The 24,537-nt window shown below is 47.3% G+C and carries 19 protein-coding genes; 4 read left to right on the top strand and 15 right to left on the bottom strand.

Annotation, left to right across the window (positions count from 1 at the left end; all coding sequences use genetic code 11):
• Positions 1–11 precede the first annotated feature (11 nt).
• Positions 12–3,554: a transcription-repair coupling factor gene (mfd, locus tag FC61_RS11940; RefSeq protein ID WP_035465145.1), complete on the bottom strand. Its 3,543-nt coding sequence runs from the start codon at positions 3,552–3,554 to the stop codon at positions 12–14.
• Between the two features lie 17 nt (positions 3,555–3,571).
• Positions 3,572–4,129 carry an aminoacyl-tRNA hydrolase gene (pth, locus tag FC61_RS11935; protein ID WP_021742938.1) on the bottom strand — a complete coding sequence of 186 codons (558 nt, stop codon included), beginning with the start codon at positions 4,127–4,129 and terminating at the stop codon, positions 3,572–3,574.
• 329 nt (positions 4,130–4,458) lie between these two features.
• Here pth and FC61_RS11930 point away from each other — a divergent pair, with 329 nt between their 5' ends.
• The 3 genes from FC61_RS11930 (at position 4,459) to cbpA (ending at position 8,105) form a co-directional block, all read left to right on the top strand.
• Positions 4,459–5,424, top strand: coding sequence for an L-lactate dehydrogenase (locus FC61_RS11930; RefSeq protein WP_015473349.1), 966 nt, complete (start codon positions 4,459–4,461; stop codon positions 5,422–5,424).
• A 347-nt stretch (positions 5,425–5,771) separates the two neighbouring features.
• The gene (locus tag FC61_RS11925) at positions 5,772–7,160 is read left to right on the top strand and encodes a L,D-transpeptidase family protein (protein WP_021742940.1); all 1,389 of its coding nucleotides are present in this window, start codon (positions 5,772–5,774) and stop codon (positions 7,158–7,160) included.
• 303 nt (positions 7,161–7,463) lie between these two features.
• Positions 7,464–8,105, top strand: coding sequence for a cyclic di-AMP binding protein CbpA (cbpA, locus tag FC61_RS11920; protein ID WP_021742941.1), 642 nt, complete (start codon positions 7,464–7,466; stop codon positions 8,103–8,105).
• Positions 8,106–8,251: 146 nt separating this feature from the next.
• On the opposite strand, the gene FC61_RS11915 is transcribed toward cbpA, so the two are convergent.
• From FC61_RS11915 to FC61_RS11870, 10 genes are all read right to left on the bottom strand, one after another.
• Positions 8,252–8,632 carry a type II toxin-antitoxin system PemK/MazF family toxin gene (locus FC61_RS11915; RefSeq protein ID WP_011667294.1) on the bottom strand — a complete coding sequence of 127 codons (381 nt, stop codon included), beginning with the start codon at positions 8,630–8,632 and terminating at the stop codon, positions 8,252–8,254.
• A gap of 35 nt (positions 8,633–8,667) precedes the next feature.
• On the bottom strand, positions 8,668–8,895 hold the full coding sequence (locus tag FC61_RS11910) for a hypothetical protein (protein WP_011667293.1): 228 nt from the start codon (positions 8,893–8,895) through the stop codon (positions 8,668–8,670).
• 88 nt (positions 8,896–8,983) lie between these two features.
• Complete coding sequence (gene alr / locus FC61_RS11905; RefSeq protein WP_021742942.1) at positions 8,984–10,105, bottom strand: alanine racemase; 1,122 nt, start codon at positions 10,103–10,105, stop codon at positions 8,984–8,986.
• Entirely contained in the window at positions 10,099–10,467 is a 369-nt protein-coding gene (acpS, locus tag FC61_RS11900; RefSeq protein ID WP_011667291.1) for a holo-ACP synthase, read from the bottom strand. Before acpS ends, alr begins: the two co-directional genes overlap by 7 nt.
• A gap of 192 nt (positions 10,468–10,659) precedes the next feature.
• Positions 10,660–11,802: a baeRF6 domain-containing protein gene (locus FC61_RS11895; RefSeq protein WP_024525681.1), complete on the bottom strand. Its 1,143-nt coding sequence runs from the start codon at positions 11,800–11,802 to the stop codon at positions 10,660–10,662.
• Positions 11,803–12,031: 229 nt separating this feature from the next.
• A complete protein-coding gene (gene cshA / locus FC61_RS11890) occupies positions 12,032–13,603 on the bottom strand; it encodes a degradosome RNA helicase CshA (protein ID WP_011667289.1) in 1,572 nt (523 codons plus the stop codon).
• Positions 13,604–13,792: 189 nt separating this feature from the next.
• Positions 13,793–15,178 (bottom strand): UDP-N-acetylmuramoyl-tripeptide--D-alanyl-D-alanine ligase, encoded by a 1,386-nt coding sequence (locus FC61_RS11885; RefSeq protein ID WP_021742946.1) that lies wholly within the window; start codon positions 15,176–15,178, stop codon positions 13,793–13,795.
• Positions 15,179–15,364: 186 nt separating this feature from the next.
• Complete coding sequence (locus FC61_RS11880; protein WP_021742947.1) at positions 15,365–16,150, bottom strand: hypothetical protein; 786 nt, start codon at positions 16,148–16,150, stop codon at positions 15,365–15,367.
• A gap of 74 nt (positions 16,151–16,224) precedes the next feature.
• On the bottom strand, positions 16,225–17,121 hold the full coding sequence (htpX, locus tag FC61_RS11875; protein WP_021742948.1) for a zinc metalloprotease HtpX: 897 nt from the start codon (positions 17,119–17,121) through the stop codon (positions 16,225–16,227).
• 8 nt (positions 17,122–17,129) lie between these two features.
• Positions 17,130–17,705, bottom strand: coding sequence for a LemA family protein (locus FC61_RS11870; protein ID WP_011667284.1), 576 nt, complete (start codon positions 17,703–17,705; stop codon positions 17,130–17,132).
• 168 nt (positions 17,706–17,873) lie between these two features.
• Here FC61_RS11870 and FC61_RS11865 point away from each other — a divergent pair, with 168 nt between their 5' ends.
• Positions 17,874–18,344, top strand: a complete 471-nt coding sequence (locus FC61_RS11865) for a low molecular weight protein-tyrosine-phosphatase (RefSeq protein WP_035465148.1) — start codon at positions 17,874–17,876, stop codon at positions 18,342–18,344.
• An 81-nt stretch (positions 18,345–18,425) separates the two neighbouring features.
• On the opposite strand, the gene FC61_RS11860 is transcribed toward FC61_RS11865, so the two are convergent.
• The 3 genes from FC61_RS11860 to FC61_RS11850 all read right to left on the bottom strand — a co-directional run bounded on the left by FC61_RS11860 (position 18,426) and on the right by FC61_RS11850 (position 24,456).
• The gene (locus tag FC61_RS11860; RefSeq protein ID WP_021742951.1) at positions 18,426–20,576 is read right to left on the bottom strand and encodes a lectin-like domain-containing protein; all 2,151 of its coding nucleotides are present in this window, start codon (positions 20,574–20,576) and stop codon (positions 18,426–18,428) included.
• A 338-nt stretch (positions 20,577–20,914) separates the two neighbouring features.
• Positions 20,915–23,050 carry a lectin-like domain-containing protein gene (locus FC61_RS11855; protein ID WP_042516667.1) on the bottom strand — a complete coding sequence of 712 codons (2,136 nt, stop codon included), beginning with the start codon at positions 23,048–23,050 and terminating at the stop codon, positions 20,915–20,917.
• A gap of 362 nt (positions 23,051–23,412) precedes the next feature.
• Positions 23,413–24,456, bottom strand: a complete 1,044-nt coding sequence (locus FC61_RS11850; RefSeq protein ID WP_021741647.1) for a WxLIP family cell surface protein — start codon at positions 24,454–24,456, stop codon at positions 23,413–23,415.
• Positions 24,457–24,537: the final 81 nt, after the last annotated feature.

Here is a 24,537-nt window from a genome sequence, read left to right as displayed (position 1 = left end):
CAGCGGCCTCCTTACTTATCGGTTGCCTTAGCAGCCTTAGGTTTAGTCGTTTGCTCCACAATCTCACGTAACGTAACCATGAAGGCTTGCACTTGCGGTAACCAATCAGTTGTCGTCATATTGGGCTGTAAGACCAACTTAATGTGCAATCGATCATCATTAATGCCAACAGTAGCTTTCAGTTGCGTAACCGCCAAAGCCTTAAAGACGTCTTCACCGCCTAAGATTTCCGTTCCTTGTTTCGACACTGTCACGAATACATCGCCATTGACCCGCCGAATTTTATCGACTAAAGCCAAATCCGCGGCTAACTTCAATTGGCCAATTGTCAAGAGCTGATCCACTGCTGGTGGGTATTCCCCAAACCGGTCAATCAGGTCCGCTTGAATCTCGCTCACCTCATCGTCATCTTCCAATTGACGAATCCGTTTGTACATCTCAATCTTCTGTTGTTCATCCTCAATGTAATCACTCGGAAGATAGGCTTCAACCCCCAACTCAATGGTCGTATCCGTCTTCGGTTGTGTCTTTTGCCCCCGCTTCTTGGCAACGGCGTCACTGAGCATCTGCGTGTACAAATCATAACCCACGGAGTTAATAAATCCATGCTGTTGCTTACCCAGCAGGTTACCAGCTCCCCGAATGGATAGGTCTCGCATCGCAATCTTGAAACCCGACCCTAACTCGGTAAAGTCTTTAATGGCCTCTAGCCGCTTTTCACTGACTTCGGTCAGCACCTTATTGGGCTGGTAAGTAAAGTAGGCATAGGCCACGCGGTTACTTCGACCGATCCGCCCACGCAGTTGATATAACTGCGACAAGCCCATGCGGTCAGCATTTTCAACAAAGAGTGTGTTGGCATTGGGGATGTCGATCCCAGTTTCAATGATGGTGGTGGTTACCAAGACATCATAGTCCCCCCGTAGAAAGTCGAACAACACACCCTCTAATTGCGCTTCCGTCATCTTACCATGAATGTAACCGACTCGCGCTTCTGGCACCAACGCTTGAATTTGCCCCACCGTCTTTTCGATGTCATCCACGCGGTTATGCAAGTAAAAGACTTGACCGCCACGCTGCATTTCGCGACGGATACCGTCCTGAATCGCTCCCGCATTTTGTTCCATCACGTAGGTTTGAATCGGGAACCGGTTAGCCGGTGGCGTCTCAATCACAGACAAGTCGCGGACACCCAGCATTGACATGTGCAGCGTCCGGGGAATCGGCGTTGCCGTTAAGGTCAGCACATCGACGTTGGCCTTAAGTTGCTTCAACCGTTCCTTATGTTTAACACCGAACCGCTGCTCCTCATCAACCAGCACCAATCCCAAATTTTTGAATTTAACATCTTGTGATAAGAGCCGGTGAGTGCCCACAACAATGTCCAATTGCCCGGTTTCCAAGTCATTAATCGCCTGGTGAATCTGCTTAGTCGTTCGGAAACGGGAAAACATTTCGACATTGATTGGATAGCCTTCAAATCGACTGACCATCGTATCATAATGTTGTTGCGCTAAGATAGTTGTTGGGACTAAAAAGGCTACTTGTTTACCGGCTTCAACGGCTTTAAATGCTGCCCGTAACGCAACTTCCGTCTTGCCGTAGCCCACATCCCCAACCAACAAGCGATCCATTGGCCGCGGCTTCTCCATATCATGCTTGACCTCTTCAATCGTTCGTAACTGGTCAGGCGTCTCTGCGTATGGAAAATCATTTTCAAAGTCATGTTGTAAGCTATCATCCACTGGGAACGCGTAGCCCTTCTCAGCCGAGCGTTTGGCATACAGGTCCACTAACTCATCAGCAATGTCTTCAATCTTAGCGGCCACTTTACTCTTGGTCTTCGCCCACTCAGAACCGCCCAACTTGTTAATCTTGGGCTTTTTATCCTCGGATGAGACATACTTCTGAATGAGATTTAGTTGGGTAACGGGAATGAATAGTTGCGCGTTATCCTGGTAATCAATGGTCATGTAATCCTGATGAACGCCATCAACCGTCAGCGTCTGCATCCCAATAAACTTCCCAATCCCATGGTTAACGTGAACAACGTAGTCACCGGGCTTTAGGTCCGTATAACTCTTTAACCGTTCAGCGTTGGCCATCGTTTGCCGTCGGGGGCGTTTTTTGGTCACCTTTTGGAACATTTCGGCTTCCGTAATCACAACTAATGAGGCTTCGGGCAACTCAAATCCAGTTTGCAGTCGCTCCGGCACTAACTGGGTTAGTCCTGGTTGGAGGTTTGCCGATTTGGTTAAAACCGCTTGAATTTCAAAGTCATCAAGGGTTTGTTCAATCTTAGCAAGCCGTTCCTCGTCTTGAACCAATAATACGACCGTCTGCTGTTGTTTGTGCCACCGGTCAATTTCAGTTTTCATCACTGGTAACTGACCAAAGAACTGTTGCATCGCTCGCGTCGTCATATTGGTCACCGCTTGGAACCGTAAACTCCCCATGCCCTTTTGGAACAATGCCAACATAATCTGGGCATGTTTATCGGCCCGGACAATTGGCCGCAATTCACCGCCAAAGGTTTGCTGGGTAAAGATTTGATGATGGGCTAATTTATCCGTCGCCCAGTTCGCTTCATCCTCCAATAATTGTCGTTCAGCATCTTGCAGCCGCACGTAGTCGCCGAATAAAACCACACCGTCATCTGGTAAATAATCCAACACTTGGTGGTGTTCGGGGAATAAGTAGTCCGCAAATTCTAATAACTGTGGATCAACTGAGCCCTTCTGCAACCCATCAATCAATGGTTGAACCTGATTGGTCAGTGTGGTCGCATCTTCTGCCGCTAAGTCAGCAGTTTGAGCTTGTAAGGTTGTCCGGAGTGCCGTCGCTCCAGTGGCCCGTTCATCAGCGGTCAAAATAAAGTCCGTGGCTGGTAAAACCTCGACCGTTTGTACATTATCAATACTTCGCTGGGTGGCGGGATCAAAGTAGCGTAATGAATCCACTTCGGTATCGAAAAAGTCAATTCGGACCGGATAGTCCGCCGCTAATGGATAGATATCAATAATGGACCCCCGGACAGCGAAATCACCAGGTGCCGCTACTAATTTCTGATGCGCATACCCCATCGCAAACAACTTTTGCTGGAGGGCTTCCAAATCAAATTCATCGCCAACACTAACTGTAAATCGGGCGGCCGCAAAATTTGCTGGTGTGGGTAAGAACCGCCGTAATCCCGATAACGAGGTTACGACAACCACCGGCCGGTCACTCTGTAAAGCCCGCAAGGCATCAATTCGTGCTGAGCGGTACTCTGGCGAACTGGTCGCTACCTCAGCCGCCAATAACTCCTCCACGGGAAAGTCAAAGAGCTCGTCATCATCTAGCAAATTGGCTAAATCGTCGACGAGCTGGCTAGCGTGATAGAGGGTATCCGTCACATAAACTAGGGATCGCTGTTGCTCATGGAGCAGACTGACAATAAATAGCGTCTCCGCCGAGCCATTAAGTCCCGTCACTAATTGACGCTGACCAATCCCAAGCGTTTGACGGATGGTCGCGTATTGCGCCGTCTGGGTCATAAATGCTTCTAAATTCACACGATAACTTCCTATTCTTAGTTGTACTGGTTCATCAATTGCGTAAAGTCACTGCCGGCTACCCAATCATCGAGGGCCGCTACCGCTCGATCAGACGCCTGATTAAAGACTGGACGTTGATCAGTTGTAAACTTACCTAATACGTAGTCCACGACCGTGTGTTGCTGTGGGTGGGCAATTCCGACTTTTAAACGACCAAAGTTCTGCGTCCCAACGTGGGCAATAATACTCTTAATGCCATTGTGCCCACCCGCAGAACCATGATCCCGCAAGCGAATCCGACCTAAAGGTAAATCCATATCATCTTGAACGACCATAATATCGGCAACATCAATCTTAAAGTAATCCATAATCGGGTGAACGGCCCGCCCGGATTCGTTCATGAATGTCGTAGGCTTCACGACCAAGACCTTTTCACCATTCACAAGACCGCTACCAAACCGCGCGTCCATTTTACGCGTAGTCAACGCAATACCATGTTGCTGAGCAAACGCGTCAACCACCATGAAGCCGGTATTATGCCGCGTATTGTCATATTGGGGCCCAATGTTTCCTAAACCAACAATCATTTTCATCGTTTCATGTTCTCCCTTAACGCAAATTGTGACTGAGCGCTAGAAGCAAAATAGCTGGACGAGACACTAATGGCCCGTTCAGCTGACTCAGTTTATTCTTTTAGTTTATTCAATGCCCTATAGTATAGCATAATCCCCTCACAACTTCACGACTCCCGTCCGTGAAACAATTGTTTAGTTAAATAAATGATTGTTTTCACAAATTTTCACTGGGAGCATGGTCGAACACCTTTTTACATGGTATACTAAGCGGTGGGTATTTAATACGAGCGATAATCACTGGATTATCGATGAGAATTGCGTACCTGGATGTCAAAATTTTATAGGAGATGAAGAATTTGACTACTAAGAATCATCAAAAAGTTGTTTTAGTCGGTGACGGTGCCGTTGGTTCCGCCTACGCTTACTCAATGATGAACCAAGGTATTGCCGAAGAATTCGTAATTGTGGACGTTGTTAAGGAACGCACTGAAGGGGACGCTTTGGACCTTGAAGATGCCCAAGTCTTCACGTCACCAAAGAACGTTTACTCAGGTGATTACTCTGACTGCAAGGATGCTGACGTGGTTGTTATCACTGCCGGCGCCCCACAAAAGCCCGGCGAAACTCGTTTGGACTTAGTTAACAAAAACTTGAAGATTTTGTCCTCAATCGTTAAGCCAGTTGTTGAATCTGGTTTCGATGGCATCTTCGTTGTTGCTGCTAACCCAGTTGACATCTTAACTTACGCAACTTGGAAGTTCTCTGGCTTCCCTAAGGAAAAGGTTATCGGTTCTGGGACTTCTTTGGATACTTCTCGTCTACGCGTTGCGTTGGCTAAGAAGTTCAACGTTGACCCACGGAACGTTGAAGCTTACATCATGGGTGAACATGGTGATTCCGAATTCGCTGCCTACGACGAAGCAACTGTTGGCTCAAAGCCATTGAAGGTTGTTGCTAAGGAACACGGTTTAACCGATGATGACTTAGCTAAGATCGAAGACGACACGCGGAACAAAGCTTACGAAATCATCAACCGTAAGGGCGCAACTTACTACGGTGTTGCAACCTGTTTGATGCGGATCACGAAGGCTATCTTGCGTGACGAAAATGCTATCTTGCCTATCGGCGCTGCTTTGAACGGCGAATATGGTTTGGATGACATCTTCATCGGTACACCAGCCATCGTTAACGCTAACGGTTTAGGTGGCGTCATCGAAGTTCCTCTTTCTGACAAGGAAAAGGACTTGATGGCTAAGTCAGCTGAAACATTGAAGAAGGTTACCCAAGACGGTTTAGCCGCTTTGGAAAACTAATTTGACGATTTAAAGGGGTCGTTCCTTACGGGAACGGCTTTTTTATTTTGTCTGATTACTTAAATTCCACGAAGAGCCCAGAACTGACAAGACTTGTTTACCGCGCCCTATCTCTAAATCACCCGCTAATCTGGCACAGTGTTTTCTGAATGAACATGACATAGTTATCCGTTTTAATTATCAAATTAATTAAATTCTTCGAAAACTGACATCATCATGATGAAAGCGATAACATAAAAGCAGTCGCGTTGCCATTTAAGGTAGTTTGAAGTAAGCTGGGAGTATGCTATTGGTGATAGTTGAAATGACGACTTTTCCTCCACTGGCTATTTTAGGAGGTCACACCTATGAAAAAACGGAAAGCCTTCGTGATTGGGATTGTCACTGCGGTTGTCGCAGTTGGTGCCATTTACGTTGGACAAGCAATGCATTATTCTTCTAGTAAAGTTTTCTTCAAAGATACGACAATTGCAGGGGTCAACGTGGGGGGCAGTACCGCTAATCAAGCGGCTACTAAGCTAAAGACCGCCATGCAAGATCAGCAATACACCTTAAAGGATGGCAGCAAAACCGTTGCCAGTTTTAAGACTAATCAGGTTAACCTGAAAGTCACCTCCAAGCAGGCATTAAGCCAGCTGATTGCCAAACAAAACGTTTGGAGCTGGCCAGCACATGTCACCACCGCCACGGCAGACAGCATCAAGCTCAATGCTAGCAGCGCTAACCAACAAAGTGTGCAGGCTCTGGCTAAATCAATTGCTACCAAAGCCAACAAGACGCGGACAGCGGCCAAAAGTGCCTCATTTAGCTACCAAAATGGACAATGGGTGGTGACTAAGGAAAAGGCCGGTAACCAACTCAGCACTGCCAAGTTAGCTAAGTCAATTACAGCGGCTATTGAACAAGGTAGTAATACCGTAGACGTTTCGAAAGATTACTTGCAGCCCAAAGTTACTACAACGTCTGCTAGCTTCAAAGCAGCTAAGACTAAAGCTGAGGCTATTACCAAGCAAACTTATCTCTACAAGTTAAGTGGTCATAAAGTAACCATTCCGGCGGCAACTTTAGCAAGTTGGCTGACCTTAAAAGATGGTAAATTGACTACTAAGACCACAGCCGTTAAGGCCTATTTGACTAAGCTCAGCAGTAAATACGGCACCATCAATAAGACACGGACATTTAAGTCCACTAAACGTGGTACGGTTAAAGTCAAGGCCGGGTTATATGGCTGGAGTATCAAGGTCAAGCGTGAAACACCAGCCTTGAGTAAGCTGGTTCTCGCTGGCAAAGGGATGTCTCGAACACCGGCTATCCAAGGTAGCGGCTATCACAGTAACGGTACCGACATCGGCAAGTCATACGTTGAAGTTGATAAACAAAATCAGCACATGTGGGTTTATAAAAACGGAAAAGTCGTCGTTTCAACCGACATTGTGACTGGTTTACCAACTACGGCCCATCACACGCCAGTTGGTGTCTGGGTCATCTGGAGTAAACAACGTAACACCACCCTTCGTGGTAAGAATGATAACGGTTCTAGTTATGCTTCTAAAGTGAAGTACTGGATGCCAGTCGATGACACTGGCGTTGGGATTCATGATTCGCCGTGGCAACCTACTTACGGTGGCACATGGTATAAGAAACACGGCTCCCATGGCTGTGTTAACACCCCACCGTCTAAGATCAAGGCAGTTTACGAGAATGTGAGTGTCGGTACTCCCGTCATTATCTTCTAATGAAAATTTAAAAAAGGGTCTCGCCTTGCGAGATCCTTTTTTTCGACCTAATTTAATGCCAAGCCGATAGCACCTAAAACGATAATCGCAATGACTGCCGCCAGTGTCCAATAGAGCCATTTTTTAGTGATAATCCGTTGATTATCAGGATCTTCTGGTTGTTTCATCCGTTGACCCTCCCTTAGCCAAACTTTCTTTTATTTTACCACGAATTTCATCGAAATTTTCTCCCCGTTTCGCTTAGAAATATGGTATTATTAAAAGAGATTATTAGAAGTTTCTAATTTTAGGAGGTCATCAGCTATGCTGTTAAAGTCCCTAGTGAAACCGAAAGAACGGTTAGTGACGGTTCGCGAGGATGTCACCTTGGAACAGGCACTAAAGGTTCTGGAAGATTCCGGTTACCGGTGTGTCCCAATCCTTGACGAAACGGGTCAGATTTTCCGGGGCAACATTTACAAAATGCACATCTATCGTCACAAATCTCGGGGCGGTGATATGCAGCTCCCCGTGACATCTTTATTAAAGAACGCGACGAAGTTCATTTCCGTGAATGCTGCCTTCTTCAACGTCTTCTTCTCCATCAAGGATTTGCCTTACATCGCTGTTCTCGATGATAAGAACGCTTTTTATGGGATTTTAACCCATACCCGTCTGATGGATATGCTATCCCAATCTTGGAACGTCAACATCAGCAGCTACGTGTTAACCGTCGTTTCTGCTGGTGAACGGGGTGATTTAGCCGGTATGGCCAAAGTCATTACGAAGTACACGTCCATTGCGAGTGTAATCAGCCTTGACGCCCAGGAAGGCGAACTGGTTCACCGGACCATGTTTACCCTACCCGCCGAAGTCGATGAAGAAAAGCTCGACCGCATCGTTAAGGCTCTGGAACGCAAAGAATTCCACGTGCCAGAAATTGAAGACTTACGTCACGAAAATTAGTATATAAAAAATCGGCAAAGCATGCTGGCTTTGTCGATTTTTTATATCCAGTGATCATTACCTGGGCACAATTATTAGTGAACATAAATACCCGTTAGCAAGTGTTCCACCTGCTAACGGGTTATGTCATTCACTATGTACAATTGCTACTTAACTTTTTTCTTACGTGCCTTGTCCACCAAGCCAATGCTGGTTGCAAGTGCCGTGTCCACCGCTGCCATTGTTTTTACATCCAAATGAGTCACTTGGTCTTTCAACCGTTGCTTATCAATTGTCCGAATTTGTTCTAACAAAATAACCGAATCCCGTTCAATCCCAGTACGAGCGGCAGAAATGCCGACATGCGTCGGCATTTTTGGCTTCTCGATTCGGGCGGTAATCGCTGCGACAATCACGGTCGGACTGTAGTGGTTCCCCACGTTGTTTTGAATAATCAACACGGGGCGCATGCCACCTTGCTCCGAACCAACGACTGGTGAAAGGTCGGCAAAAAAGACGTCACCGCGTTTGATTTCAACACGGGCCATAGGCCGCCATCCCCTCACTATTTAAATTTTTTATACTAACTCTCTGCTCTACGAAACTGGGTTAACCGCCGTTCCGCTTCCTCTTCACAAGGCGTGAACGCCTGTGCGAGGTCCCGGTTGATGAGCGCCATCGCCTGATACCCAACAATTAAAGCTAACTCCCGTGAGGCAGCCGCTCGTAATGGCACTAATGCCTGGCGCTGCTTGGTACGCGTCATGTGAAGCCGCAACGTTACTGGTTTCAATTGTCGTGATTGAGCCATGGAATTTTGCCCCTCCTCAAGTTGTTAATCACTTCGTCTCACTTAGTTTACCACGAAACATCATTTCTGGACACAAAAACGTCATAAATTAGTGACGATAAACTCGTGGTAAGCGACTTGTGAAGCCACAGGCAAGCTCATAATGAATTGTTTGACAATAATCGGCCATTTCTTGAAGCGTAATGACGTGATCACCATCACGACCAATCAAAGTCACCCGCGTTCCTCGGGCGTAGTCGTGAGGCAAACGAATCATCAGTTGATCCATGCACACACGCCCAATAATTTCACAGGCCTGACCATCAACTAGTACATGAAAACCTTGCAGTCGTCGTTCGTAACCGTCTGCGTAACCAATCGGCACAGTCCCCACCCATTCCGTCTGTTGGGCGGTGTACGTGGCCCCATAGCCGACTGATTCACCGGCAACGACTTGTTTACTATGAACCAACTGGCTGGTTAGACTCAGCGCTGGCTTTAATGCATACGGCGCTGGAATAGCAGTCCCGGAAGGATTTAAACCATACCCTGCAACACCGAAACGAACCATGTTGTCATTGCAGGCTGCATGCCAGAGACTCGTAGCGGAATTTGACACGTGGACGTACCGTGGTCGTTCTTTCAAAACAGCTGTCAACGTTTGCCACTTGGCAACTTGTTGCTTAAAGTACGTCTCATCTGGACTATCAGCCGTGGCAAAATGCGTGAAAATACCTTCAAAGTTCAACGTTGCGTGGGTTGCCAAATAAGTAACCGCTGTCGTCAACTCAGTTGTTGTTTTAAACCCAATTCGGCCCATTCCTGTATCCAATCCTAAATGAACCTGTAACGGTGCTGTTGGTTGTGCCAATGCCAAGTAGGCGTCCGCAGCAACTAACCAGTCAGTCGCCGCAACGGTTGCTGAGATGTGCTGTTGCGCCATCAACGGCGCATCTTCTGGCTCCGTCACCCCTAATACGAGGATCGGTTCATTAAAACCGGCTGCCCGTAATTCCAGGGCTTCATCCAAAATGGCCACACAAAAACCAGTGGCACCGGCCTCTTTAGCCACCTGAGCCACCTGAACAGCACCATGCCCATACCCGTTAGCTTTAACCACCATAAATAACTCACAGCCACTCGCTAACCGTGTCACTTCAGCCTGAATATTATCGTGTAACGCTTGGCGGTCAATCACTAATTGTGTTGGCCGATGGACCCCAACTACCATGATTCGTTCCCTCTTTCTAGAATAACCTGTGTCATCACGACCGTCTCCGTGTGTGAAATCGAAACGTGCGCAATTCCCCCAAATGGTTGGCGACGCACCACTGGCCGCCCGGCATCATTATCCCGAATCTCAATGTCTTGAAAGGTCACAGTCGCCCCAATCCCCGTCCCCATTGCTTTACTGTAGGATTCTTTGGCTGACCATCGTCCCGCAATGAATTCCAATGCACGTTGCCCACTCAATTTCTGGTAATCAACGCGTTCATTCGGTGTCAAGACTTTAGTTAAAAAACGTGGTTGGCGTTCAACAACCCGCTGTACCCGTTTTAAATCAGTGATATCAATACCGGTTCCATAAATCATGGTGTTCACCTCGCTTAAAGTCTAGCTATTATTTTAGCACAGCCACCCCTAATTAGGGTTACAAGTTGCTGAGTTAAGTCGAATTTTAACTTATTATCAGACCATTTCACAGATAAACCCCTAAAAGATTTGGCCATTCGCACAAAAAAGGTAGCCGACTCGCAGTTCGACTACCTAGTAAATACTTATTGATTAATGCGCAACGGTTTCACGGAGCCGTAATTGCGCAGCTACAGGATTACTGGTTGGCATGGCATCTGCTGGTAAGACCTCGACCTGTCCACCTAAGCGGCTGACCTGCAGGGCCAGATCATTGTATAGATTATTCTGCCGACTTAACGCTGTGGCTGTCATCACCGTTCCCTTTTCAGTTAAATGGCCTGGTTGACTGGCATCATCGCGTAACCACAGCTTCGCCACTTGCCCTTGTACGGCCGCCGTCGCTAATGGACCCAAGTCTTGGACAACCTGTTGATTCTGCCGAACCTTAGCGTAAGCATCCCGCCGAATCTGTGTTGCCTGCTGGTGTCGCTGTTCCGTAATTGACAAGGCCAACGCCGCTAATGTTTGATTGGCTGCCGCCAGGTTCGGTCCCTGAACAACGCGCACGACATGGTCTAAATAAGCATTCTGAGCAAATTTTCGGAAATTCCCCTGATCACTTGCATTGGCTACCAGAATCAATGGAACTTGATCGACATTCGAATAGTGCTGGGAAACATACGCGTCAACCATCATGAAATAATTTCGTTGATCCGCTTCCCGGGCTGTATCTAAAGACCCGGTTCCACTGTACTGGGTATGTTCTCCGGCAGATCGCTGCCAACGCCCACGGTCCCGCAGTTCACTTCCCAGGGCCTTTTCCAACGTTACGGGAGCATCGACTGGTAAGTTCACCATTTCTGGCCGCCCATTGCGCACCTGTGCCAGATCAAACGCATCACGACCTAAAAGCAAGATGTCATAATCACTGGTCTTATCTTGGGCCTGTAAAATGGGTAATACATTCGGTTGATACGTAACCGTCACTGTGGCCGCCACCGGTGTGTGTAGCCAATAATGATAACTATCACTGGCGCCCGCCATAATCAGCAGACCTGTGGCACTCCCATTAGTCAATGGGCCGTGTTCAAACGGCGTGAACGATTCAGCATAAGCAGACCACGTTCTGTCAGGTGCAACCTTCTCAAGTTGTTCTTTTCCCTGTTTTAGCAAACTGTTAAATTGGGTGCGGTCAGTCGCGGGGATTCCCGTGACTGGCAGAGTCATGGTAACGAATGGACCTGGCTTAGTGGCAAGCGTCAATGCAGCATGTAAGTCAAAGTTATTGGCCATGATAATACCTCCGTGGGGGGTTGCTATAAGTTTATTCGTATCAAATCTATAAGGACATAATAGCATGCACCCGTATTGAACGCAAGCCAACTTTTCTATCCAGAATCCATTTATAGTGTGAACATAGCTATTTAAGCCTGCTAAATCAACCTTTTATGCAGCAAAATTTTTTTATAAAAAAAGCACTCATCACTAGGATGAGCGCTCTCCAATCAATTCTCATGTAAAACTAGTCTTTCTTTCGAATGGTGAAGCCGCGGCTACCACCTTCGTTACGCCGACCACCGCCATTGTTGCTTCGGTGACTCCGGTTATCACTATGGTTACGTGAGTCATGGTTGCGTGAACCATGGCCACGATCATTACCATGACGATCTGAAGAACGGTGTCCACCACGGTAACCGCCACCGCCATTACCACCGCGACGATTGCCACCACCATGATGGTAGCCGCCACCGCCGTGACGTTTGCCACCGCGCTTAGGCAATGGTCGTTCTGGCGTGATCTTAACGGGTACTTGGTTATTGTCATCTTTCGTGACATCACTCAAGAGCGCCGCAACTAAGTCTTCGGCATCGTATTCGTTTAGCAAGCTTTCAGCTGCCTTAGCATACTTTTCCTTATCCGCCTTGTTGACCAGGTCAGCAATGGTTTCCTTCGCAGCACCCAATTGGCTGACGAACGCTTCTTCATCCGAAGGTGGCTTCAAAGGTAACATCCGCACCTTTGTCAGCTTTTCGATTTCACGCAAGTAGTCCATTTCGTTTGGTGTCACAAACGTCATGGAAACCCCATGCTTCCCGGCACGGCCAGTCCGGCCAACCCGGTGAACATAACTATCGGGATCTTGTGGAATATCGTAGTTATAAACATGGGTGACATCGTTAATATCAATCCCCCGCGCAGCAACATCGGTTGCCACTAAGATATCCAACTTACCGTGACGGAAGTCGTTCATGATTTGGGTCCGGCGCTTCTGCGTCAAATCCCCATGAATCCCAGCAGCGTTATAGCCGCGGGCTTCCAAACCACTGGCAATTTCATCTACCCGCCGTTTTGTCCGGGTAAAGACGATCGTCAAATCTGGTGATTGAACGTCAAAGAACCGCGTCATGACATCAAATTTTTCGAAATCACGAGAGCGCACGTAGAATTGGTCAATCAAGTCCGTGGTTAATTCCTTAGCCTTGATCTTCACATGCTTAGGGTCCTTCATGAATTGGACACCAACCCGTTTGATTTCAGGCGGCATCGTTGCAGAGAACAGCATCGTTTGACGTTCTTCTGGCAATTGTTTGATAATATCTTCAATATCGTCTAAGAAACCCATGTTTAACATTTCATCGGCTTCGTCCAAGACCAACATTTGTACGTGGTCTAACTTCAACGTGTGCCGCCGAATATGATCCAATAACCGACCCGGGGTCCCAACAACCACTTGCGGGTGATTCTTTAAGGATTTAATCTGACGACGAATATCAGCGCCACCATAGACAACTTGCACGTTAGCCCGTTCAGTCCGGCCTAACTTGTAAATTTCTTCTTGGGTTTGGATAGCCAATTCCCGTGTTGGTGAAACAACCAGCGCTTGAACATTTTCGTTACTCTTATCAATTTTTTCCAAAATTGGTAAGGCGAAGGCCGCAGTCTTCCCGGTACCGGTTTGTGCCTGACCAATCACATCTTGGCCGGCTAAAACCATCGGAATTGTCTCGGCTTGAATTGGGGTCGCTTCCTCGTAACCTACTGACGTAATTGCTTTAAGTAGGTCTTCAGAGAGACCCAGTTCTTTAAACTTCAAAAATAATTTCCTCCTAAATGAGTTCGTCGTTTTAGTGCCTCAGGGCTCTTGGAAAAAATCCGTTTTCCATGACGCGAACGATGATTGGCTAAAACGGGGTTCGTTTCAAAAAATACAACTAAGCCATCATACAACGCTGAAAGAAAATAAGCAACTCCCAGCTCTCGCGGAAGTTGCTTTGTTTTCACACTAATTTTCAGAAGAATCCTGTAAGGACGCTAATACTTGTTCTAAATGAATCCCGTGGGACCCTTTCAATAAAATCTGATCATCCGCCGTCAGCTGGTTTTGTAGATCAGCCGTTAACGTCGCCAAATCAGTCGTCTCATAATGAGAAACAACTAACTGTGGCTGTTGCTGTGCCAAAGCAGCCTGTAGTGCCAACATGTGTGGACCGACCAGATAAACGTGGTCGATCTTCGTTGCATCAATAGCGCTTGCCAAGCTAGCGTGCATCGCATCAGCCTGGTCGCCTAACTCCAGCATGTCCCCTAGGACCACATAGCGCTGACCAGTTACTGGCGTTTGCGAGAAGGCCGTTAAGACTTCCTTAGCCGCCGTTGGGTTTGAATTGTACACATCACTGAGAATGGCCGCACCAGAGGCGCTTGTCACCCATTCCGCCCGGTTTTCCGTCAAGCTAACGGTCGCGAGCGCTTGCTTGGCGCTCTCTGGTCGAATCCGATATAGCATTGCTACGGACAAGGCTGCCAAGGCGTTATTGACATTATACGTCCCAATCATTGGAATAGTAAATGTCACTTCCGGCCACTGATTCGTGGTAAAACTGGTCGTTGTCGGGGTTCCCGTAACGTCAGTCGCGAACAGATCATCGGTGCCCTGCTGGCCAAAAGTAACCTGTCGCTGGGTCAATTCAGTGGCACGCTCGCGTAGTAAGGGTTCATCACCATTAAAGACAAACACGCCATCATCACTCAACCCGTGTGTAATTTCCATTTTCGCATCCGCAATCTTATCGCGGGTACCAAAGAATTCAATATGGGCTTCTCCGATCATGGTAATCAGCGCTAAATCTGGTGAGACCAATTGGCTCAAAAAATCCAATTGTCCGGGACGATCCATTCCCATCTCAACAACCAGCATTTCGGTATTGGGCTCCATGGATAACACCGTCATGGGTACCCCAATCTCATTATTAAAGTTCGCATGCGTCTTGGTGACATTAAATTGCGTGCTCAAAACCGCCGCAATCATATCCTTAGTTGTGGTCTTACCATTGCTCCCAGTGACCGCCACCACCCGTGGATTAATTTTAGACAGATAGTATTGGGCGAGGGTTTGTAAGGCTTTCAGCGAATCATCGACTTGGATAACTGGGAAGTCAGCGGGGGCGGACGCTAGGTCACGGGCCCAAAGCGTTGCCACAGCTCCATGGTCGATGGCAGACTGAATAAATTGATGACCATCGTGTTCACCAGTCAGGGGAATAAAGAGTCCTCCCGGTTGGAGGTGTCGGCTATCAAATGCCACACTAGTCACACTGACACTACCCCATTGTTCGAAATCATTGATTGCTCCCACTGCGTGAGCAATTTCAGCAAGCTGCATCTTCATGTTTTCTACTCCTAATTAGTGAAACGGCCGCCTAAGGTCGCCACGTTCTCGAAATAATTCTGACCAGAGGTATTCGCTATCTCTGATATAAATTCTGAATTTCATTATACCATGGATTACGCCAGACAATCTTAAAACTAACGCAAAAACCACCGATGACAACTCGTCACCGGTGGTTGACAACTTCTAAATTAATTCACTAACATCATTAAATACCTGATTGTCATGAATGCTCAGCGCCCACTCACGCGTGGTCAAATCATAACGCAAACTAGCGACCTCACGAGAGTCGGCGTAAACATCCTCTTGTGTGTACCACGCATTTTGGTGCTCCGGATGGGTAATCGCGCGCACAGGAATCACATAAACTCGCCGTCGTTCAACTAGCTGATCGAACGCCACAATCATGCCATCCATTAGCCCTTGCGTCAGCTGTAACAGAATTTCATGCGGCACATCGCTGATTGCCAACGGACGGGCAAAGACCCAACGGTTATTGTGCATGGCGCGCAAATGCCGCTTGATACTAACTTCTAAAACGTGATCCACATCACCTAAGTGGCGGTAATACGTCTTATAGAACCCGTCTCTTAAGCTCAAAGAAACATAATTGTTCTGAAGTTTAGCATAAAAAGGCGTGCGAATGTGGGTATCCATGTGGGCTAGATATAACAGTTCAGCAATCTCCGTGGGCAGTAAGAAGTCCAAGTCATCACCGTGGGCATAATCTAGCCATTTAACAGCGTGGTCGTGTTTACCTAACAAATACCGGCGAATCTGCGCTTGCCCGGTTATGGTCTGCAATCGGGTATGCGGATTAATTTCCACATCGTTGCCAGACTCTTCGTTCAGCAATAATAATTGGTTCGGAATAGCCGGGATCCCGTTCAAAAAATCAGCGGGTAAAATTCCCAGTGAATAGATCATATTCGTCACCGGCTCTAGACTAATATAGATAAAATTTCCGCGCATGGTTGCACACTCTTTCCCCTAGTTTCAATCACACCTAATTGTACTACGAAACCGCCGATCAGCGCCCACTTATTTTACATTTTTTCCAGCCGAGCAATTCGATCGGCAATCGGTGGGTGAGTCGCAAAGAGGTCGGCAAATTTTTGTTTGTGCTTGAATGGATCACTGATATAAAGGGCCGCACTGTTAGGATCGGCAGCTTTCATGGGCTGACTGTCATCAATCTTTCGTAACGCACTAATCAGGCCTTGTGGATTACGCGTCAGCTCAACACTAGAGGCATCTGCCAAATATTCTCGATTACGCGAGAGGGCCATCTGCGCAATACTAGCCGCTAATGGCGCCAAGATAATCAGAAAAACGGAAATGACCAAACCAATGATATTACCAGCCGAATCATCGCGGTCATCCCGCCGCCGAGATGCACCGCCCCACCAGAACCAATTACTGGCAAAGTTAACCAATAAACTGATGGCTGCGGAAAGGGCTAACGCAATGGTCTGTAAGCGAATATCATAGTTACGAACATGGGACATTTCATGCCCAATAACCCCTTCTAGCTCTTCTCGGTTCAACCGTTCTAAAATACCGGTAGTTACCGCGACAGCTGCATGTTTGGGATCATTTCCGGTTGCAAACGCATTGGGGCTGGGATCATCAATGATGAAGACCCGCGGCATTGGTACTTGGGCCACCAACGCCATATCCTCAATCAAATGCCATAGCTGCGGCGCCTGACTGACATCTTTAATCTCACGGGCATGATTCATGCTCATCACCACATTGGTTGACTGGCTAATCATAATCAACATGTAGACCACCGCCACCACTGCGGCAATCACGGTTCCTGACACCCAACTGTTCCAAAAGAGGTAACCCAATGCTGCACCAATCGCTAAAGTTAAGACGCCGAAGCCAAACATGACGTAACCCGTGCGCCGTTTATTCATAGCAATTTGGTCATATAACATATGATCGCCTACTTATCTGACCCAAAGTCGTCAAAGTTAACCTTGGGCGTGGTTTTTTCTTCTTCTGGCACTTGCAAGTATTCACCAGCTTGGAAATGGTGCACCTTAGCCACGATGTTACTTGGGAAGGACTGAATCTTCACGGTCAAGCTTGCTACCGAACTGTTGTACAATTGCCGCGAATAAGCAATCTTGTTTTCCGTATTCGTCAGCTCTTCCATCAATTGGCTAAATTGAGCATTGGCCTTTAAATCCGGGTAGTTTTCAGACAGAGCGAATAACGACCGTAACGTCGTCGATAACTGATTAGAGACTTCCATCGTCTGTTGATGGTCATCAGCAGGTACCGCCGTCAATTGATTACGCAAGGCAACCACTTTCTTTAACGTCGATTGCTCAAAGTTGGCATATCCCTTGGTTGTGGATACCAAATTGGGAATTAAGTCATTTCGCCGCTTTAATTGAACGTCAATTTGACTCCAGGATTCTTGGACATTTGTCCGACTCCGAATCAGACCGTTATAACTGGCAACATACCAGATAACGAGTAAAACAATAATGATAATCGCAATAATCGCAACCATAAAATCACGCCTCCAAAAAATTATTTTGTCCCCTACAAAACTCACGTATCGGGCTACTGGCTTGGCCTAGGAACCGACCGAGTTTTCTGCTAAACTAATCATAGCAAAAGGCCCCACCCGAGACCAGCAACTTGGCTTTATTTTACCATTTGTTAGGAGGATTTCTTTATGCAACACATTTTGTTTGTCTGTTTAGGTAACATTTGTCGCTCCCCCATGGCCGAGGTCATTTTCCAACAATTAGTAGCTGACCGGCAATTGACCGATCAGTTTGCGGTGGCATCAGTGGCAACTAGTCCCGAAGAAGAGGGCAATCATCCCCATCCCGGCGCCTTGAAAACGTTACGGGAACATGGATTGGATGCTAGTGATCATCGTTCACGACCAATCACGGCTGCCGACTTTGCGTGGGCTGATACCATTATTACGATGGATCACAGCAATGTCGCTAACCTCAAACGTTTGGCACCCACCCCTGCAGACGCTGCCAAGGTCCATTTATGCCTAGACATCTTACCCGATCATCAACACGAAGCGATTGACGATCCGTGGTACACGCATAAGTTCGAATTGACCTATCAGGAATTGGCTAAGTCACTGCCGGCCTGGCTAGATAAGCTGTCACAAAAGACGGCCTAACCCCCTAAAGCAACTAAAGAGTCGATCCTTTCAAGCACGCTAAAGGGATCGACTCTTTTAATTTTACTCGTGATAGTCTGCTTAACTCGGTGCGTTCTTTAGACTCCACGTGATTGTGCCGTCGTAAGTTCCAGCCGTCGTCGCACTTGGAATCTTTAAAAACACCCCCCTCGATGATGAATCCGTCCACGTACTGGACCACTGCTTGCTAACGTCCGTGGTAGCAGCCGAACTTCCCGTATCAATGGCCGCATCTTGGCTACTCAAGGTGGTCACGCTCCCATTTCCTGGTTGGTACACCACTTCCCCCGGAAAACTCGCCGCTAATCCCGTCAGATTAGCGCTCAAGGCCCAGTGTTTACCTGTCACTCGCGTATCCACGACAGAAATATTGGGTTGGCTACTTGGCGCAATCGTGGCCGACGTTCCAGTTAGCTTTGCATTAAAGGCAATGTTGCTGGTCACATTCGAAAAGGCTAACGACCCCACATTGATTGTCGCCTTAATCACATCTGACACGTTGGTCCCACCGTTGTAAGTTGCGTAGAGCGTCACGGTATTGGCTCCCGGCAACAACAAACTAGCCGGCACCGTATACGAAAAGGTGCCGCCATCTCCGGCAGTCGTGGACGTTTGCGTCTGTCCATTTACCGTGGGTCGCAAGGTCACCGCCTTGCCGGCTGTTCCCCCGTAGCCAGCATCACTAGCCGTACTCGTTAACGAATAGGTAAAATGCCCGGTTAACGTAGTATCTTTGATGCCATCCAAATCAATCTGGCTCGTCTTAGTTCCATTAGCAGCAGCGCCAAAGAATAACCGCAAATTCCAGTTAGAGGCAGCGCTAATCGTAAAGTTTGGCGTGGTCGCATTCGTTAGGGCATTACTCCCATTAAATGTGCTCTTCGCTGCTGCGACGGCTGTCGTGGCGTTTTTAACCCCCATAGCGTTGCCAATAACAGTGATAGTGGCCGGTGCATTAGTGCCATTCAAGTCACGCGTTAGCTGGTACTTCAGCGTCTGAGCACTGATGGTACTTGGGTCAATCAGCTCACTCTTCCCATCCGCATAAGTCACCTTCGCATAGCTTACCGTCATATTATTGGGAATCGCAATTTTGGCCACAACATTCTTCCAATCTTGCGAGCCACTGTCGTAGTTTAACTTATACGCCAACTGTAGCTGGTCACCCGATGTAACGGTGTCCCCCGCCGCAATCACCTTATCGGCCGTCAAGTCCGTTGCCGTCACGGATGCACTACTGTTAACCACGCCCGGAACTTGCTCGAAGATCACCAGGTTATTCTCCCAGTTTGTACCAGTTGAGCCTGTGAATCCCCAGCGCGCGTAGCCCGTATTATTCGGATCAATCTTCGTCGGATCGATGGAAACGGTCTTCGTCCCCACAGGTGTCTGGGCGTTGCCGGTGCTTGGGTCCTTATCGTTATAACTATACGTCATCGTCTTAGCGGCCGCGTCCCACTTCATCGTCACATGATGCCAAGCGCCATTGGATAGGAGATTAAAACTGTTATTTTGAATGACACCCTGGTGTTGCATAAGCACATAGGGATTATCAGGGCTCAAATTATTCGTAACATACGTCAGACCAGCACCTGGATAGTTAGACGCAATATGGGGATAAGACCCAATCGATGTATCGAAGGCCGATCCCTTGCGACTCTGCGTATTACTGAAGCTATCAAACTCTAACGCCCAGCTATTCTGAATCGCTCGTGATTGAATTTGTGGATTAGTAATACCATCGTCAACACCCCAGACCCCCAGCGTTTCACCATCACCAACCGCCCCACTGGTCGTTTTAGCAATAGCGTCCACACCCCGAGCATCATTTTGTAACACGAACGCCATCCCATCGCCCGCACTAGACGTCCGATAGCCAAAGTACAGCCACATAGAGGCTGTCGCGTTCTGATTCAAGTTAAGCCGATAGTTATCCGCCGTCCAAATAGTCCCCACTTCATTCGTGGTATCCGTTAGCTGAACCAATTGCGTCCCATCACCACGATTACTATCAATTACTTTAGCGGAATTACCGCCGCCAGTGCTGGTACTAAATGTCCCCAGTTTAAAATAATCATTCAAAGGCAGTCCTTGTGGCGCTGAACTAATCGCATTATTCAAATCATTATTATCGGCCTGAGCAACTGGACCACCTAGTAACCCCGCCACAACCAGCGCCAAGCCACCTAAGAACCAACGTTTCATCCCCATTGTATCGTCTCCCTATGTAGCTTTGCCCTTTGAAGCGTACAATATAAACCATTCACAAAACATCGTTTGAATTTTATTAATCTAATAGATGTTTAACCGCTTTCATTTTACCAAGTACAACTAGGAAAAGACACCTTTATTTATCGGTTAATTAATCAAGCTTCATTTCCATTGGTAATAGAAAAGATGTCGACTAGCAGCACTTATTGACCATTACCATTTATCTTATTTTAGGACAATTCGGCCTATCCGTAACTCTTACATATAACGACAAATATTAACAAAAAAGACCGTCAAAAATCATTCAAGATTCCTGACAAGTCTTTTTAGATATTTTTCTAGCTAGGCGTATCGTCTAGCTCCCAATTAATCTGACCGTTATAATTACCAGAAGTCGACGACCCTGGCACCTTCAAGAATAGGCCCTTAGAAGAGGCCCCCGTCCAAGTCTGGCTCCAGTCATCACTAACATCGGTTGCTGAACTAGCGGCTTTTCCTGTATCAATTGTTGCCGCTTGATTATTTAACGACACCGATGAACCATCACCTGGCTGGTAGATCAACGTCCCGGGGAAATTAGTGCTCATCCCTGTTAATGCCGCCTTGACGGTCCAACTGTTCTGACCCCCACGAGTATCACTAACCGACACATCTGGCTGGCTAACCGGCGCAATCGTCTCAGTACTCCCGGTCAGCGTCTCGTCGAAGTTAAGCGTGTCGCTGACCGATTGAAACCCTAGCGCTCCGGCCGTTACCGTCGCAGTAATTGGTGTTGAATAAATGGTACCCGTGGAGGCAGTATATCCGGCCGTCAGGGTCACCCGATTCTCACCACTCGCTAAGTCAGCTGCGGCAACATGATAACTGAATTGCCGCGAAGTACCGGAAGACACTTTAACCGAACTTAACGCCTTTCCGTTAATACTAGGATACAAGTCAACTGCTGAACCATTGATTGACGCTCCTGAGTTGGGTGTATTATCTTGTGCAAACGTAAAATATCCAGTCAAATCGACCCCATCCGCTGTCGTAGTCATCGACGTTGTGGTCGTCCCAGTACCCACCGCACCAAAGTACAAGCCTAGTTGCCAGCTGTTACGAGGGTTAATCATGTAGGCCGGCGTACTCGCCATCGTCAACGCATTTGAGCCGTTAAAGTGACTGGTTGCGGCCGGCACACTCACGGCTGACGACGTACTTGAATTCGTTGCCGAACCGTATACCGAAACCGTCGCCACATTGTTAGTCGTATTCAGGTCATCAATGGCTGCCGTCAACGCTTGGTCCGACAGTTGGGACGTATCAAGCAAGGTTGTTTTTCCATTAGCGTAGGTGACCTTTGCGTAGTTGGCAGCAAAATTGTTCGGTAGATTGATCTTAGCGCTAATCCCGGTCCAACTTTTAGAGCCACTCGTATAATCTAAGCGATAATCCGCCCGAAGCGGTGTTCCCGCATCAATGGCATCACCCGTGGCAATCTGCTTGTCAGTCCGCGTATTGGTAATGGTCGCTGACGCCGAACTGTTAACAATTCCGGGTAACTGCTCAAAGATCACCAAATTATTTTCCCAGAGTTCTCCGGTTGAACCCGTGAAGCCCCAACGTGCCTTACCTGTACCGTTGGGATCGATCTTACTCCGGTCAATCGTAACGGTCTGGGTTCCCGTCGCCGTCTTTGCGTCACCGGTGGCCGGATTCTTATCATTAAAGGCATACGTGATCGTTGACGCAGCCGCGTCCCATTTAAGTGTTAAGTGTTTCCAAGTGTTATCTCGCGATGAAAGCAGGTAATTCGGATCACTACTATCCTTCATCAACCCATTGTGATTCAAATAAAAGAAGTCGCCACCGGAACCATAGCTCCCCGCATATCCTGGATAATTAGAAGCAATGTGTTGCTTAGCTACTCCGGTTCGTAAGTCAAAGTTATTACTGTTCAGGTACGTATCGAATTCCAGGGCCCAGCTATTTTGAATACCTCGACTGGCAATCTGCGCCGCTGTCCCCTTCGGATTATCGTCAACTCCCCAGACACCTAAAGTTTGCCCATTGCCGACAGTCCCATCAGAAGCCCGTGATACGGCATTGACGCCGCGCGTATCATTTTGGATCACAAAAGCCATCCCGTCCCCCGCATCCACCGGGTAGTTTCCAAAGTACATCCACATCGATGCCGTGGCATTCTTATTGAGATCGAGGGCATAGTCATCTCCGGTCCAGATTGTCCCGACTTCCGCTTTCGCATCCGTCAACTGAACCATCTGTGTCCCATCACTTCGTCCCGTATCCACAACCTTAGCCGAATTACCCGCAAAATCACCAAATTTAAAATAGTTGCTTAGTGGTAGCCCCTGCGGCGCATTAGCCTTGGCTTTATCATAATCGGCATCCGCATAGGCCACTGACATCTGACCGATCAAACCGAGGACTACTAGTACTCCTATCGCCCCGATCAGTCGTTGCTTAAACTTCATAATATGCCATCTCCTAGTCCCCAATTCGAATTTCATCGGTCAGTTGGTTTCCATGACTCCCCTATAACTTACACACAGTATAACAAAATAATTCATGAAAGGCCACACTTATCAATACCGTTTAACAGTAATCATTAAAACACTCTTTATCCAGATTGTTAAACCCCTTAAAACGCTTTTGGATCAACATGTATCGTCACTCATTAACCAGTTTATTTTAAAACAATTATCAAATTATATCCTGTAAACACCATTATATCGGTTAAATAATATCAGCACATTTGTAAAAGTGTCCAATTAATAATTTCCACAAAAAAACACGGCTCTACTCTGTCAGTAGAACCGTGTTGTAACTTACTCAGTTATTTCGACTCTTGCTTATCGTCATCGTCATTACGCTTGCGCTTGAGCAACAAGTAAATGATAATCGCTAACAATAAGATAATCAGAATCCCGCCAGCAACAAACCACCAGAGGTAGTTGTGCTGTTGTGGCGTATTAATCTTATTCTTCAAACTGTTGATTTGCTTTTGGGTCACCGTAAAGTTTTTAACGAAATGCCAGTGATAACCGCCCTTAGCTGTTGCGTCCAACGTTAACGTGTACGTTCCCGCCTTCAATTGGGTATCGCCCCATGGAATGGCATAGTTAAAGTTACTATTAGGTGCCATCGCCATATTCGACTTTTCGTTTTGTAAGACAACCTTGGTCTTGCCAACCTCAGTGACCTTGGTCTTAACCTTCAATTGAGACATCAGACCGGGACGTGGGTTTTGGAGGTTCGCTTCCACCTGGTTATAGGCGTTGATTTGACCAGCCCGAACTTCATTTAACTTCATGTCAGGTGCGACATCGACACTGCTTTCACGCAGGCGAACACCAATTACATAGGCGAATTGATTGGTAATCGTAACCCCTTTTTTCGCCTTGGCTTCCTTACCGGCCATCTTCTTGACGTAAACACCACCTAAGATCATCCCGTCAATCTTCTTGCTAGGCATCTTATAGGTCACGTAAACGGTCTTAGACGTCTTCGCCGGCACCGTTACCTTCTGTAGCTTCTGTTCGTTAAAAACGTCCTTAATACCCACTTTTAATGAGCTATCAAGCTTCGGATTACTATTACTATAGTCAATAACCCCGTTGTTATTCGTAATCGCTTGATTGACACCATATTGGAAAGTTGCTGACTTCTTGCTTTGATTAGAGATAACCACCCCTAATTTCTCTTGCTGATTAGGTTTAACCCGCAGAGCAAAATAGGTGACATTCTTATCATCCTGGTTCTTTGGCAGCTTTGCCGATACGGTGTAGCCAACCCCTTCAGCGTGGGCTGTCGTGGTATGCCAGCCCGCAAAAGTTAGCAGTGCCCCCAATGCCAAAATCCATTGCCAATAACGCTTCATGATGTAGCCTCCAATTCCCACTTTTTACCTATATTATAACAAAAGTAGCGGTGGCTGTCGCCACCGCTACTAACTTTTCTA

This window comes from Levilactobacillus brevis ATCC 14869 = DSM 20054, assembly GCF_001433855.1.
GTDB lineage: Bacteria > Bacillota > Bacilli > Lactobacillales > Lactobacillaceae > Levilactobacillus > Levilactobacillus brevis.
This window is presented reverse-complemented; position numbering and strand designations above follow the sequence as displayed.